The organism is Ruegeria sp. SCP11, from assembly GCF_040329455.1.
GTDB lineage: Bacteria > Pseudomonadota > Alphaproteobacteria > Rhodobacterales > Rhodobacteraceae > Ruegeria > Ruegeria atlantica_E.
In genome coordinates, this window is the sequence record NZ_JBDZYG010000001.1 from 101048 (window position 1) to 115187 (window position 14140).

17 protein-coding genes are annotated in these 14140 nt (G+C 57.9%); 7 read left to right on the forward strand and 10 right to left on the reverse strand.

Annotated features, from left to right (window positions below):
• The first annotated feature begins 51 nt into the window (after positions 1–51).
• Positions 52–822, forward strand: coding sequence for an alpha/beta hydrolase (locus ABLN94_RS00490; RefSeq protein ID WP_352988157.1), 771 nt, complete (start codon positions 52–54; stop codon positions 820–822).
• A gap of 17 nt (positions 823–839) precedes the next feature.
• On the opposite strand, the gene ABLN94_RS00495 is transcribed toward ABLN94_RS00490, so the two are convergent.
• The 4 genes from ABLN94_RS00495 to ABLN94_RS00510 form a co-directional block, all read right to left on the reverse strand.
• Positions 840–1121, reverse strand: a complete 282-nt coding sequence (locus ABLN94_RS00495) for a hypothetical protein (RefSeq protein ID WP_352988158.1) — start codon at positions 1119–1121, stop codon at positions 840–842.
• Positions 1122–1461: 340 nt separating this feature from the next.
• The gene (locus ABLN94_RS00500; RefSeq protein ID WP_352988160.1) at positions 1462–2121 is read right to left on the reverse strand and encodes a hypothetical protein; all 660 of its coding nucleotides are present in this window, start codon (positions 2119–2121) and stop codon (positions 1462–1464) included.
• Between the two features lie 158 nt (positions 2122–2279).
• On the reverse strand, positions 2280–4238 hold the full coding sequence (gene parE, locus ABLN94_RS00505) for a DNA topoisomerase IV subunit B (protein WP_352988161.1): 1959 nt from the start codon (positions 4236–4238) through the stop codon (positions 2280–2282).
• Positions 4239–4398: 160 nt separating this feature from the next.
• A complete protein-coding gene (locus tag ABLN94_RS00510) occupies positions 4399–5238 on the reverse strand; it encodes a methyltransferase domain-containing protein (protein ID WP_352988163.1) in 840 nt (279 codons plus the stop codon).
• 117 nt (positions 5239–5355) lie between these two features.
• Here ABLN94_RS00510 and ABLN94_RS00515 point away from each other — a divergent pair, with 117 nt between their 5' ends.
• Positions 5356–5964 (forward strand): carboxymuconolactone decarboxylase family protein, encoded by a 609-nt coding sequence (locus tag ABLN94_RS00515; RefSeq protein WP_352988165.1) that lies wholly within the window; start codon positions 5356–5358, stop codon positions 5962–5964.
• Here the strand turns inward: ABLN94_RS00515 and ABLN94_RS00520 are convergent.
• Positions 5961–6839 (reverse strand): alpha/beta fold hydrolase, encoded by an 879-nt coding sequence (locus ABLN94_RS00520; RefSeq protein WP_352988167.1) that lies wholly within the window; start codon positions 6837–6839, stop codon positions 5961–5963. The genes ABLN94_RS00515 and ABLN94_RS00520 overlap by 4 nt on opposite strands.
• A 122-nt stretch (positions 6840–6961) precedes the next feature.
• Between ABLN94_RS00520 and ppk2 the strand changes: the two genes are divergently transcribed.
• Complete coding sequence (ppk2, locus tag ABLN94_RS00525; protein ID WP_352988169.1) at positions 6962–7885, forward strand: polyphosphate kinase 2; 924 nt, start codon at positions 6962–6964, stop codon at positions 7883–7885.
• Between the two features lie 106 nt (positions 7886–7991).
• Positions 7992–9344 (forward strand): MATE family efflux transporter, encoded by a 1353-nt coding sequence (locus tag ABLN94_RS00530; protein ID WP_352988170.1) that lies wholly within the window; start codon positions 7992–7994, stop codon positions 9342–9344.
• Positions 9345–9352: 8 nt separating this feature from the next.
• Here ABLN94_RS00530 and ABLN94_RS00535 read toward each other — a convergent pair whose 3' ends face one another.
• Together ABLN94_RS00535 and ABLN94_RS00540 are read right to left on the reverse strand one after the other, a co-directional pair.
• Positions 9353–9754, reverse strand: coding sequence for a hypothetical protein (locus tag ABLN94_RS00535; protein WP_352988172.1), 402 nt, complete (start codon positions 9752–9754; stop codon positions 9353–9355).
• Between the two features lie 13 nt (positions 9755–9767).
• On the reverse strand, positions 9768–10970 hold the full coding sequence (locus tag ABLN94_RS00540) for a pyridoxal phosphate-dependent aminotransferase (RefSeq protein WP_352988174.1): 1203 nt from the start codon (positions 10968–10970) through the stop codon (positions 9768–9770).
• A gap of 91 nt (positions 10971–11061) precedes the next feature.
• Between ABLN94_RS00540 and ABLN94_RS00545 the strand changes: the two genes are divergently transcribed.
• The 3 genes from ABLN94_RS00545 (at position 11062) to ABLN94_RS00555 (ending at position 12283) form a co-directional block, all read left to right on the forward strand.
• A complete protein-coding gene (locus ABLN94_RS00545; protein ID WP_352988176.1) occupies positions 11062–11454 on the forward strand; it encodes a helix-turn-helix domain-containing protein in 393 nt (130 codons plus the stop codon).
• A 29-nt stretch (positions 11455–11483) separates the two neighbouring features.
• On the forward strand, positions 11484–11708 hold the full coding sequence (locus ABLN94_RS00550) for a succinate dehydrogenase assembly factor 2 (RefSeq protein WP_417750496.1): 225 nt from the start codon (positions 11484–11486) through the stop codon (positions 11706–11708).
• 77 nt (positions 11709–11785) lie between these two features.
• Positions 11786–12283, forward strand: a complete 498-nt coding sequence (locus ABLN94_RS00555) for a MarR family winged helix-turn-helix transcriptional regulator (protein ID WP_417750491.1) — start codon at positions 11786–11788, stop codon at positions 12281–12283.
• Here the strand turns inward: ABLN94_RS00555 and ABLN94_RS00560 are convergent, their stop codons facing one another.
• From ABLN94_RS00560 to ABLN94_RS00570, 3 genes are read right to left on the reverse strand one after another with little or no spacing between them, the layout of a single operon-like run.
• Positions 12284–12997 (reverse strand): DUF1194 domain-containing protein, encoded by a 714-nt coding sequence (locus ABLN94_RS00560; protein WP_352988178.1) that lies wholly within the window; start codon positions 12995–12997, stop codon positions 12284–12286.
• Positions 12994–13725: a DUF1194 domain-containing protein gene (locus ABLN94_RS00565; protein WP_352988180.1), complete on the reverse strand. Its 732-nt coding sequence runs from the start codon at positions 13723–13725 to the stop codon at positions 12994–12996. Before ABLN94_RS00565 ends, ABLN94_RS00560 begins: the two co-directional genes overlap by 4 nt.
• The gene (locus tag ABLN94_RS00570; RefSeq protein ID WP_352988182.1) at positions 13692–14120 is read right to left on the reverse strand and encodes a VOC family protein; all 429 of its coding nucleotides are present in this window, start codon (positions 14118–14120) and stop codon (positions 13692–13694) included. The genes ABLN94_RS00565 and ABLN94_RS00570 overlap by 34 nt, the downstream gene beginning before the upstream one ends.
• Positions 14121–14140: the final 20 nt, after the last annotated feature.

Below are 14140 nucleotides of genomic sequence, written 5' to 3' on the forward strand. Positions count from 1 at the left end.
GCTGAATACGCGTCCAATCTCTCATACTGGCAAGAGATAGGGAGCGTTTTAATGACCAAAGAGATTGTTCTGATCCACGGGGCCTTTGCCGGACCGTGGTGCATGCAGGATTACGCCGGGTTTTTTCGGGATCGCGGTTGGACCGTACACACTCCCGCGCTGCGTTATCATGGCGGCGATCCCAAGGCCGAGCCTGATCCCGGCCTGACCGATACCAGCGTGATCGACTATGCGGATGATATTGCCGAGTTCGTGCAGGGGCTGGACACCAAGCCGGTCATACTGGGCCACGCCATCGCGGGTGTTGTGGCGCAGCAGGTGGCCTCTCGTGGCTTGGCCAGTGCCATCGTTCTGATTAACCCGAACGCGCCGTGGGGCACCTTGCCCGAAACCGACGACGAACGCGCCATTCCCCGTGCGCTGATGGAAGGCGGGGCGTTCTGGAAACAGCCCATGCGAGTGGAGTTCGGCCTGATGACCCCCTTTGCGCTGAACAAGATGCCCGAGGCGCAGCAGCATGAGGTTTTTGACCAATTGGGTGCCGAAAGCGGGCGGGTGATGTTCGAGATGTTCTTCTGGATGTTCGACGACCACCACGCGATGAAGGTGGATATGGATAAGGTCGATTGCCCGGTGCTGGTCGTCTCGGGTACTGAGGATCGGGCCGTGAACCCCAACACCTGCCGCGTTTTGGCCAAGCGCTACGGAGACCGCGCGACCTTTATGCCCGTGGAAGACCACGCGCATTTCCTGTTCATGGAGCCCGGCTGGGAGAAACCCGCCGGACAGATCGCGGACTGGCTGGACCAGAAACTGGGCTAGGACGCCCAGCTTCGGCTTTAGTTATTGGTCGAGAAGGTGCTCTGCGGTTTCCATTTCAGGGTGCCGTCCCCTTCGCGATGACACCGCAACAGGCGTTCCTGAATCGTACTGATCGTCTCGGTGACGGTGTTGTCACCGACCAGCAGGACAAAGGCGTCTTGCGAATAAGCCATGCCGTTATAATAGCAGAACTTAGTCTCGGCCCCGTCCGGAATAGGGGATGCGGTGGTCAGGGTCTGTTGCGCTGTCGCTTGGCTGGCGAGCAGGGCAAAGGCCAGCCCGAGGGTTAGTGTTTTCATGTCGTCCTCCCGTTCGGATATCCGTTATTAAAATTGGGTCTTGGACGCTCGAAACCTCAAATGTCGTTCTTGAATGACGGTTTGAGGGTAAGTGTGAACGAGATCAACGGGTTAGGCAAGGGGGTTGCAGGGTGCCGGGCTGAAGCCCGGCCTACGGGTTGTGGAGATGTCCCACGCTATCCGACCAATGCTTGATGCAGAGCATCAAGCGTGCGCGACCCGCCCTGATGTGCGGGCGCTACGAGTGTGGCTCTGTTGAGTGGGTGTTTGCGCCCAACTGGACTCAACCAAACGATAGGTGCGAGTTCCGTTCCTTCGCCTGCTACAAGTTGGATTTCAGCTAGTTTAGTTTTGTTGGGGTGCCGGCACCCACTCCAGAAACTCTGAAGTGTTGGTCAAAGTTTAAAATCAACCGGTATTCGTATATCAATTCATAGCCAGTTAGCGACGAGAGCCATGATGGATTAACCTCTCTATACTGCTCGATAGACCAGCGCGCGGTTACTTGGTAAATCGGCTGAGTGTCAAAGCGCGGTTGGAAATTCTGGGACCACCGCCTATTCAGGCCACTAAATCGAAACTTATGATACTGCAGCCATGTCAAGGTGCGGTCAGCGCTCCCTAAGCTACTTGCGACGCGAAACACGCACACTTCTGCACCCGAGCCTGTGCCAATTCTGTCCCAATCCAATTTAAGTAAGTTTGGCTCTTTTTTCTCGCGCTCGCTTTCAACCAAACAACTCACAACGTCTGGATAACGCCGCAGAACTCGCCGGTATCTCGTCCATTGGGGATGCAATTTATCCACAACTTTTCCCAAAAATAGAAAGGGATCGGTTTCTTGATCGGCTAAGTGATTATATTCAATAGTGCAGCTATCGTCGGAGCGGCAACTTTCCCAGAAATCAACGGGGTTTTCTTCTGCAAGAACAGTAAACCCGTTACAAACCCACACGAGTGACAATGCAACTGCCAAAATCTGAGTGTCCTTAGTTTTCATTGATCTTACCGAAACATAGCAAAGGGTATTTGGAAGCCCTGCTACCAACGTAAAAGTCCCAAAAACTGAAGCTAGTCAGAAATACCCTACCAGCGGTAAGTGCTATCTATATTGTTAGAAACGCTGGTAATTGTTCAACGAAGCATCACACCAGTCGATCAAACATCCAACTCCTCAACAAACCGCGCGTTCTCTTGAATGTACTGGAACCGCAGTTCGGGTTTTTTGCCCATCAGACGCTCGACCAGGTCGCCGGTCTCGCCGGGTTCGTCCTCGTCGATGGTGACGCGGATCAGTTTGCGCGAGGCCGGGTCCATCGTGGTCTCTTTCAGGTCCTTGGCGTCCATCTCGCCCAGACCCTTGAAGCGGGACACGTCGATCTTGCCCTTGCCACCCAGACCTTTCTCAAGCCACTCGTCCCGCTCGGCCTCGTCTAGACAATAGACGCGTTTGGCGCCCTGGGTCAGGCGATAGAGGGGCGGGCAGGCGAGGTAGAGGTGGCCCGCGTCGATCATCGGGCGCATCTGGGTGAAGAAGAACGTCATCAGCAGCGAGGCGATATGCGCCCCATCCACGTCCGCATCGGTCATGATGATGACCTTGTCATAGCGCAGGTCGTCGACGTTGAACTTGGTGCCAAGCCCCACGCCCAGCGCTTGGGTCAGGTCGTTGATCTCGGCGTTCGTGCCCAGTTTCGAGCTTGCCGCGCCCAGCACGTTCAGGATTTTTCCGCGCAAGGGCAGCAGGGCCTGCGTTTTGCGGTCTCGGCCCATTTTTGCAGAACCGCCCGCAGAATCGCCTTCGACGATGAATAATTCGGTTCCGTCGCGTGTTGAACTAGAACAGTCCACCAGCTTGCCGGGAAGACGAAGTTTTTTAGTGGCGGACTTACGTTGTGTTTCCTTCTCGGCCCGTCGGCGCAGGCGTTCCTCAGCCCGCAGGATGAGGAAGTCCAAAATGGCGCCGGCGGATTTCGTGTCCGCGGCCAGCCAGTTATCGAAATGGTCGCGGACCGAGTTTTCGACCAGCCGCTGTGCTTCGACCGTGGCCAGACGGTCTTTGGTCTGCCCCACGAATTCCGGTTCGCTGATGAAACAAGACACCAGTGCGCAGCCGCCGGTAATCAGGTCGTCGCGGGTGATCTGCGCGGCCTTCTTGTTGTTGATCAGCTCTCCGTAAGCCTTGATCCCCTTGAGGACCGCAGCCCAGAACCCCGCCACATGGGTGCCGCCTTCGGGCGTGGGGACGGTGTTACAGTAGGATTGGATGAACCCGTCGCGCGAAGGCGTCCAGTTGATCGCCCATTCGACCTTGCCGGGGGTGCCGAACTTCTCCCGAAAGTCCACGGTGCCGGCAAAGGGCTGCTCGGCATAGGTGGACGAGCCGTTCATCGTCTCTTTCAGATAATCCGACAGGCCGCCGGGAAAGTGGAAGCTGGCCTCGGTCGGGGTTTCCCCATCGTCGATGTGGGATTTCCAGCGGATTTCGACGCCCGAGAACAGGTATGCTTTGGATCGGATGGATTTGAACAGCCGTGCGGGTTTGAACCGGTGGTGGCCAAAGATCTCTTCATCCGCGTGGAAGGTAACCGTGGTGCCGCGCCGGTTGGGGGCAGCGCCAACCTTTTCAACCGGGCCCAGCGGGATACCACGCGAGAAGCGTTGTTCGAACAACTGCTTGTCGCGCGCCACCTGCACAACCATCGAATCCGACAGCGCGTTGACCACGGAGGCACCGACACCATGCAGACCGCCCGAGGTCTGGTACGCTTTACCCGAGAATTTACCGCCTGCGTGCAAGGTGCACAGGATCACTTCCAGCGCCGATTTATCCGGGAACTTTGGGTGTGGGTCGATTGGAATGCCGCGCCCGTTGTCGCGCACCGTCAGGGCGTAATCTGCGTGCAGCTCGACCTCGATCCGGTTGGCGTGACCGGCGACGGCTTCGTCCATTGAGTTGTCGAGGATCTCGGCGACCATATGGTGCAAAGCACGCTCATCCGTGCCGCCGATATACATACCGGGGCGTTTTCGGACCGGCTCCAACCCTTCAAGCACCTCGATCGAGGAGGCGTCATAGGTGGCGGTCGCGCTGGGCGTCAACAGATCGTCGGGCATCGGTGCTGCTCTTGTTTTTAGGTTGGAGCCCATTATGGCAGGTGATGTGGTCCGGGGGAAGAGGGGCGCGAGGTCTTGTGGGCGATTGGCTGCAAACCGTTCCAGAAAGATGCGCACCTTTCGCGCGCATCAATGCGCAGATTCTGCGATCAGGCGAGAGTTATTGAGGTTTTTCTGCTGCCAAGCGAACGCCTCCGATCCTTCGTTGTTGTACGTCGCTCACGAATTGCGCGTACATCTTAAGGAATTCATCTCCTTTGGAGGGGTTTCCAGCGCGTTCCGCTTCGGCGTCCAACGTCTGATACATACTGAGCCGCCGGGCCAGTATTTCGCCCCAGGATGCGGTTACATCGTCGGCTGAGACTACTTTGAAACCTGTCTGTTCCAATTTGTCCTGGTATTCGGGAATGCTCAGCAAGGACTGGCAGGCGAAACGCTGGCTGTATTGCTCCATCTCGTCTTCGGACAGAGAGGAGTGCATAACCCAGTCGGTGAAGGCAAAGCGGCCACCGGGGCGCAGAACGCGAAACACTTCGGACAGGGCTTTGGCCTTGTCGGGAATGTGCAGGAAGGACTCCTGGCTGACCGCCGCATCGAACTGGTTATCGTCAAACGGCATGTCCATTGCGCTGCCCAAAATCGGTTGTATCTGATCCTGCATGCCGACAAGCGCGTTCAGTTCCTTGGCGCCATCGACCCGGTTGGGGCTGATATCGATGCCGGTTACGTCGACGCCGCGTTCGGTGACGTACCAGCGCGCAGGTCCACACAATCCAGCGCAGACATCAAGAACGTGATCACCGGGCTTCATCTGTGTCTTGTCCGCCAATCGGGCATTTGCATTCAGACCGTCATAGTGATCCTGATCGTAGGGGTAGAGCTCCTGCGGCGTCACATCCTTTGTAGAACCACGGAGGTTCGTCAATTTCGTCAAAATATGCGGCGCCGAGATTGGATGATTGGCATACCATTCCGCGACAGTCTTTTCCGCCATTTCCATTAGTTACTCCCTCCCTTGCATTTGGGCAGACTAGCCTGACATGGTGTGTTGATCCAGTTTTGCGCCAAATTAAGATGCGTGAAGCTGGAGTAGCTAGAGAAACAAGGCGGGAACCGAATGAGTTGGATTAAGACTGTTCCGTTTGACGAAGCCACCGGCAAGCTAAGGAAGCTGTACGAGCGTGTGACGGGGCCGGGCAACAATGTGGATAACATCATGATGGTGCATTCGCTGCGACCGCATTCGATGGAAGGCCATATGGCGCTGTACAAGAACGTTCTGCATCATTCCGCCAACAAGGTTCCCAAATGGTTTCTTGAAGTCCTAGGGGTCTGGGTCAGTTCGCTGAACCAGTGCGGGTATTGTGTTGAACATCATTTCAGCGGGCTGCAACGCTTGCTGAAAGATACGGCTCGGGGCGATGCGATCCGCACCGCGATTGAGGCGGAAACGCTGAGCACCGCTCCGTTGGATGAGGCGCAGATCGCGGCGATGCAATATGCACGCAAACTGACCGAGGCTCCTGCGGAAATGGTTCGGGCGGATGTCCAGGCCCTGCGGGATGCGGGCTGGGACGATGGCGAGATTCTTGAGATCAATCAGGTCTGCGCCTACTTCTCATACGCGAACCGGACCGTCCTCGGTCTGGGATGTTCGACCGACGGTGATATTCTGGGGCTGTCCCCGAAGAACTCGGACGATCCTGCGGATTGGGGGCATCGCTAAGCGGTCGCGATCCAGCCCAGAATAGCTTGCGCTACGACCTCGGGGCGTTGGTGGTGCAGCCAATGGTCCGTGTCGGGGATGTCGATGCGGGTCAGGCCGGGGGCGAAAGTCTCGAGTCCTTCGGTTGCTTCAGGCAGCAGCGCTTTGTCGTTCGGCCCCCAAATCAGCAGATGCGGGCAGCGGATCATCAGGCGCTCTGGTGGAAGGTGGGGCAGGTCGGTGCGGGGTTCGCCAGGGTTTGCCACGACCAGCGGGGAGGCTCGGTACCAGTTCAGCATCGCCTCAAGTCGGCCAGGGCGGGCCCACTCGGTGCGGTAATCTTTCATGCGAGGCTCAGACAACCAATCGACGCCCATGCCGTGGCGAAAGAAGATTTCTAGCTTTGCAAAATTGTCTGCGGACAATAGGGCCGTCGCGTTCTGGGCACGCAAAGAGTTGATGTACTGCGATGCTTTGGATTGCGCTCCGCCGGCGGCCATGGCGCGTTGGAAAGGAACCGGATGGACGCCATTTGCAATAATCAGATGGCTGACCAGATCGGGTCGGGACATGGCCAGCCCATAAGCCACTGAAGCACCCCAATCATGACCCAAAACGGTGATCGGACCGTCAAATCTTTCGACCAGCGCGGCCATGTCAGAAACCAGTTTTGAAAGTGTGTAATTCCCAACACCGTCCGGACACCAGCTTTGCCCATACCCGCGTTGATCTGGGGCGAGGCAATGAAAGTGGTCGTAAAGGTGCGGAGCCAGATCGCTCCATGCTCCGCCATATTCGGGAAAACCGTGCAGCATCAGAAGAGGGGGAAGCTCGGGTGATCCCCAGCTGCGCAGAAAGAAGGTTTGGCCGTTCAGCTTGATGAATTCCGAGTTCATGGTCTGACCTCCTACACCCAGCATTTTCCGCGGTTTGTTGGTTTTCAAATTGACCCGCATCAAAGCGCGAAATCGTGTTTTTTGCTAGGCGTTCATGCGGATAGTGAAAAAGGAAAAATTGAATGGAAGCTGCGGCACAAATCGAACAAAAACACCCCTCTGTCAGAATCGTCCCAACACCGAACCCCGAACCGTCACAGCCCAGCCCCGAGCGTATTCGGCAGGCGTTTGAAAGCGGCAAGTATCCCTATGGTCGCAAGATGGCGCGCAGCACCTATGAGGCGCAGAAAGCCCAGTTGCAGGCTGAATTACTGAAGGTTCAGCTTTGGGCGCAAGAGACGGGACAGCGGTTCGTTTTGCTGTTCGAAGGCCGCGATGCCGCAGGCAAGGGCGGCACGATCAAGCGGTTCATGGAACACCTGAACCCCCGTCAGGCTCGCGTCGTGGCTCTGAACAAACCTACCTGGGAAGAAAAGGGCCAGTGGTACTATCAGCGTTATGTTCAGGAACTGCCGACGGTCGGCGAAATGGTGTTCTACGACCGCTCCTGGTACAACCGCGCGGGTGTTGAGCGGGTCATGGGGTTCTGTTCCCCCAACGAATATCTCGAATTCATGCGGCAGACGCCCGAGTTGGAGCGGATGCTGGTGCGTTCGGGCATTCAGCTCTACAAGTATTGGTTTTCTGTCACGCAGACAGAACAGCAGCGTCGGTTTAAAAGCCGCGAGACCGACCCACTGAAGCAGTGGAAGTTGTCGCCGATCGACAAGGCCAGCCTTGATAAATGGGATGACTACACCGAAGCCAAAGAGGCGATGTTCTTCTATACCGACACGGCCGATGCACCTTGGACGATCGTGAAATCAAACGACAAGAAACGTGCCCGCTTGAATACCATGCGTCACTTCCTGTCGACTTTGGACTACCCTGACAAGGACCACGATATCGTGGGGCAGCCTGATCCCCTGATCGTGGGGCAGGCGCATCACGTGATCCACCGGTCCGAGCATATCCTGGGCAATTCTCTGCATCCGGACGCGCGGTAAACGGGCAGGCTATATAATCGCGTGATTGGTGTCATCTTGAAATTTCATTGATCGCCTCTTGTCCCGGCCTCAGGCCGGGCATATGGCTGGTGCAATGAATAAGGTGATGACATATCGCGGCCATTTCCGGGCCATCGCTGTGCTGGGTCTGCCTCTGATTGGCGGGCACTTGGCACAATTTGCCATTGGTCTGACAGACACGATAATGCTGGGCTGGTACGGGGTCGAGGCGCTGGCCGCCGTGACACTGGCCAGCAGCTTTTATTTCGTGCTGTTCCTGTTTGGCGGCGGTTTTGGTCTGGCCGTGATGCCCATGGTGGCGACAGCTGCTGCCGAAGAGGATGAGACCAGCATTCGCCGCTCGACCCGCATGGGATTGTGGCTATCCTTGCTATATGCCGTGCTGGTTATGCCTTTGCTTTGGTGGTCCCATCCGATTTTGATTGCCGCAGGGCAAGATCCACAGGTGGCTGAAACCGCATCGCAATATCTGCGTGTTGCAGGATGGGGGCTGTTCCCGGCACTGGTGGTTATGGTGCTGAAATCCTATCTGGCGGCGTTGGAGCGCACGCAGATCGTTTTGTGGATCACCGTGACGGCCGCGGTCGTCAACGCGCTGACCAACTATGCGCTGATTTTTGGCAATTGGGGCGCGCCTGAACTGGGCGTGATGGGCGCGGCAATTGCCTCGGTCGTAACGCAGATGGTGTCGCTGATTGCCGTCGTGGTCTACGCCGTGCGCGTTTTGCCCGAACACAACCTGTTCCAGCGGTTCTGGCGCCCGGATTGGGAGATGCTGTGCAGCGTGCTGCGTCTGGGCATTCCCATCGGGTTTACTTTGCTTGCCGAGGTGTCGCTGTTCGCCATGTCGGCATTCATGATGGGTTGGATTGGACCGGTGCCGCTGGCAGCGCACGGGATTGCGCTGAACTTGGCTTCGGCCACATTCATGGTGCATCTGGGTCTCTCCAATGCGGCCACGATCCGCGCCGGGAACGCCCTGGGGCGCAAAGATCGCCCGCATCTGGAAAAAGGCGCAAAAGCGGTGACCGTGATGTCCCTGCTGGTATCTGTCCTGACGATCACTCTGTTCGTGACCTGCGCCGAACCGCTGATTTCCATATTCGTGGAACCGGACGATCCGCAACGTCCTCAGATCCTGGCCATCGGTACGGGCTTGTTGGCAATGGCCGCCTTGTTCCAGTTGGTCGACGGGGCCCAGGTGATTGCGCTGGGCCTGTTGCGCGGATTGCAGGACGCCAAGGTGCCGATGGTCATGGCAGGGCTCAGCTATTGGGTGGTCGGAATTCCGGCGTCCTATTACTTTGGCTTTGTGCAGGGAATGGACGGGATCGGCATCTGGTTGGGCCTTGTTCTGGGGCTTGCCTGCGCGGCTGTCCTGTTGATGGCGCGGTTCTGGACGCGCTCAGTTCAAACCGTTGGGGTGCCTGCGGAATAGCCGAGCCTTCAGCCCTTGTTCAGCCGGTCCGCCTTTTTGCGCACCAGAATGGTGCGCAAATCGTGCATCGCCAGTAGCAAACGATCAGTGACGTCCTCAAGCTGATCGTCCGATGCCTTTGACTGCGCCCATTGGGTGGTCAGGTTCAGATAGTCGACCGCGCGGTGGATATCGTCGATATCGCGCTGCGCCAGCACGGCTTTGCGCTCTTCCATCCAGCGTGTGATTTCCGCTTGGTCAGTCTCGGTCAAGGTGCGCTGGCCCTGCGGTTTGACCTCGCCATTGCGGATGTTGATGACCGCGATCTGATCCATCTCGATCCGCCGCTGGCGGTTTTCAGTGTCGATTCTGAAAACCGCCGCGCCATTCTCGCGGACTCGGAAATAGTATTCGGGCAGTTCTGCGGTCATCGTTCACTCCGGATCAGGTCAGGGCCGCGCAGAAGCGCTGGATGCGGGTGCAAGCCTCGGTCAGGGCTTCATCCGAGGTGGCATAGCTGACCCGAAAATTCGGCGATAGGCCAAAGGCCGCGCCGAACACTACAGCGACGTCCGCCTCTTCCAGCAGCGCGGTGGCGAATGCTTCATCCGAGTCGATCACCGTGCCCGCCGGAGTGGTCTTTCCGATCAGCCCTGCGATGGAAGGGTAGACGTAGAACGCGCCTTCGGGCATCGGGCATGAGATGCCGTCGATCTCGTTCAGCATGCGAACCACCAGATCGCGGCGGCGTTTGAAGGTTTCGGCATTCGGGGCCAGAAATGACTGGGTTCCGTTCAGCGCCTCGACCGCTGCCCATTGGCTGACCGAGCAGGGGTTCGAGGTGGACTGTGACTGGATCTTGCGCATCGCGGCGATGACCTCGACCGGACCGGCGGCATAGCCGATGCGCCAGCCGGTCATTGCATAAGCCTTGGAGACACCGTTGCAGGTGAGCGTGCGATCATAGAGCCCCGGTTCAACTTCGGCCGGTGTGCAAAACTCGAAGCCGTCATACGCCAGGTGTTCATACATATCATCGGACATGATCCAGACATGCGGATGGCGCATCAGCACATCTGTCAGAGCCTTCAGTTCCGCGCGGCTATAGCCTGCGCCGGTCGGGTTCGAAGGCGAGTTGAAGATGAACCACTTGGTCTTTGGTGTAATCGCGGCCTCAAGCTGTTCGGCGGTCAGTTTGAAGCTGTTTTCCAATGCCGTTTCGACGACGACGGGCGTACCACCGGCCAGCAGGACCATATCCGGGTAGCTGACCCAGTAGGGGGCGGGGATGATGACCTCATCCCCGTCGTTCATCGTCGCCATCAGCGCGTTATACAGCGTCTGCTTGCCGCCAGTCCCGACCGAGATCTGCGCGGGCGTGTAATCCAACCCGTGATCGCGCTTCATCTTGGCGCAGGCGGCTTGTTTAAGTTCGGGGATGCCGTCGGGCGCGGTGTACTTGGTCTTGCCTGCCGCGATGGCCGCAACTGCCGCGTCCTTGATGTTCTGCGGCGTGTCGAAGTCGGGTTCCCCCGCGCTCAGGCCGATCACGTCTCGACCGGCGGCTTTCAACTCGGCTGCTTTGGCCGTCATCGCGATCGTAGGCGAAGGTTTTACGCGTGACAGTGTCGCAGACAGGAAACTCATGGGTGGCCTCGGTTTGTATGTTCAACCTGTCTGTCATAGGGTGCGCCCGAATGACGATCAAGCCGTATGAATTGAAGAATTGGAGACCCCGATGAACGACGAAAACGACTGGTTCGGACCAGAAGCAGCAACCTTCGGGGACCGTTTGGCAGGCGCGCGTGAGGCGGCCGGGATGACACAGGCCCAACTCGCGCGGCGGCTCGGGATCAAAAAGGCGACGATCGCAGCGTGGGAAAACGATCTCTCTGAACCGCGGGCCAACCGGTTGTCGATGATGGCCGGGATGATCAACGTCTCGATCATGTGGTTGCTGACCGGCGAGGGCGAAGGTATGGAAGCCCCTGTTGAAGACGGTGAAGCAAGTCTGGAACTGGCCGACGCCGTCGCGGAATTGCGGGCCATCCGCGGGGAGATGCGTGCCAGCGCCGAACGCGCCGCGCGGTTGGAAAAGAAGTTGCGCTTGATGTTGGAGCAAGGAAAGTGACCGAGACACGGGACGTCAGGATCAAACGCATGCAGATGCGCTCGATGCGCCGCGGGATTAAAGAGATGGACCTGATCCTGTCCGCCTATGCTGAACGCAATTTGGCGGCGATGGATGCAGCCGGTCTGGACTTGTATGATGCGCTGCTGCACGAAAACGATCAGGATCTGTATCAGTGGGTCACCGGTCAGATCCAGCCGCCCGAAGCGTTCGGGGCCTTGATCGCGGATATCGCGCAGACCTTTCAAAAATAAAGAAAATCCAGCTTAACCGATTCTTCGGAATTTAGATTCATGCTGCCTGAAACAGCGCGACTGAATCGGAGGGTCGGATGAGTATGGAAATGCAGGTCTCCGCGCCGGAAACCAAAGGGTTTATGACCAGCTATCTTGAGGCGCTTGCCCTGGTTGAACGGCTGCACCGCCTATTGCTGGACGTGATCAAGGACGAGTTCGAGCGTGTGGGCGTGCTGGAAATCAACGCGGTTCAGGCCTTGCTGTTGTTCAATATCGGCGATCATGAAGTCACGGCGGGTGAGTTGAAAAGCCGTGGCTACTATCAAGGCAGCAATGTCAGCTATAACCTGAAGAAACTGGTGGAAATGGACTATATGCACCACCAACGGTGCGAGATCGACCGGCGCTCGGTTCGGGTCCGACTAACCCCACGTGGGCGGGAAATCCGCGATATCGTGGCAGAGCTTTTCTCGCGCCACGCCGAAGGGCTGCAGACCCGTGGGGTGCTGGGGCTGGAGGGCATCGACGACATCACCACCTCGCTGCGCCGGGTCGAACGCTACTGGACCGACCAAATCCGGTACATCTACTGATCAGGGGTGCGCGTCTGACAAGACCAGCCCTTCGAGTTCCCGGATCAGCTTTCGGGTCATGGCCTCTTCGTAGGCGTCAAATCCCAGGGCAACCTCGACAAATGCGTCCGCGCCCAGAATGACCCAAGCACTGTAATAGGCGGACAGTTCGCCAACTTGAACATAGCGTTTATCGCCGTGGCTTGGGTCGTCCGCGCCAATAACCAACCCGTTGATGGTGACGCCTGAGGCTCTTAGGGCAGTCTTGGCGTCGCGCGGGTGGGGGCCGAGATTGTGTTTGCCGTCACCGGACAGATCCAACGTGCGTTTCCAGCAGTCTGATTGCTGAGACAATAGATCCGCGCCGAACAGCATCGCTGATCCAACGGCCGTACCTTGTGGTGCCGCGCTGCGTTTGGTGCTGCTCAAAAGGGTTGCGATGCTTTCAAGGTCAGTGGCTGATCGTATGGGCGTCCAGTCCAACAAAAGGCGCTGATGGCCGGGTTCGCTCCATTCAAAGATCGACAGACGTATCGGCGCGGAGATGTCGGACAATATCAGTTGAGTGACTTCGGGCTGTTGCAAAGCCTCTGCCAGGCCGTCCAGTTGCAGGCGATATTCGCCGCTGTCCACGGACCCGGACACATCCAACCCCAGCGCCAGAGCCTGTCGACACTCCGCCGCGACCGACCCGGCCAACAAGGAGAGAACGGTCGCCAGAAGTCGCACAATCACTGAACGGACTCCGGAATCGAGCCGATTTGCAAGCTGTTCAGCTCTCGTTCCAGTTTGCGTCGCATTGCACGTTCGAAATCCTTAAACCCTTGCGCAACCTCGAGAAAAGCGCCGGGACCGTGGAGCACGTTGTTTTCGAAGAAGGGGATCAGGTACAGCTCACCCTCGAAGTCGGCGGCATTGATGACCAGCCCGTTGACCACGATGTTCTGGAAAGGAAAGTGCCGATAGGCGCTCTCAGGCCCGTACCCATCGTTATTCGTTCCATCCCCGGACAGATCAATGGTGTGGAACAGGCACGGTGGGGCCTGCTGCATCAGCGTCGAGCCAAAGGCGAGCGCGTGACCCATAGCCGTGGCGGATCCTTTGTCGGACCGAACCGAGGTTTGTACGGTTGCCGCTGCCGCCATCAGATCGGACTGAGTGCGGATCATGGTCCAGTTCAGAATGATGCGCTGCGAGGTGCGGCCGCTCCATTCATACACCGCCAGGGCCACCGGCATGGGCGAAGAGAAGAAGGCTTGAACCACCTCGGGTGCGGACAGAGCAGCGGCCAGGCCTTGCCGTTGCAACGCGTCCTCGGTTCTGTCCACTGAGGTTGAAATGTCCATGGCCAGTGCCAGAGCCAGGCGGCAGGTTTCGGCCCGTAGCGGGCTGGCCATCCCAGCCAACCCCAATGCTGTCAGCCAGCGGATCACCAGTGGCCAGTGCTTTCCATGCTGGCCCATGGTTCGGCAGGCGCCAGCGCGTCCCCGTTCTGCAGCAGTTCGACCGAGATATTGTCCGGCGAGCGCACAAATGCCATGCGGCCGTCACGTGGCGGCCGGTTGATCACCACCCCGTTGTCCTGAAGGTGCTGGCAGGTCTCGTAGATATTGTCGACGCCGTAGGCCAGATGCCCGAAATGACGGCTGTCGCTGGGTAGGGCGTCGTCGCCGTCCCAATTATGGGTTAGTTCGATCGGCCGATCCTCTTGCCCCGGAGGCGCCATGAAGATCAGCGAAAAACGCCCTTCCTCACTGTCATAGCGGCGGGTTTCCTTCAGGCCCAATAGCTCATAAAACGCCATCGACTTCTCCAGATCCTTCACGCGGATCATGATGTGAAGATATCTCAGCCCCATTGTGGCTTCCTTTCTGTTCA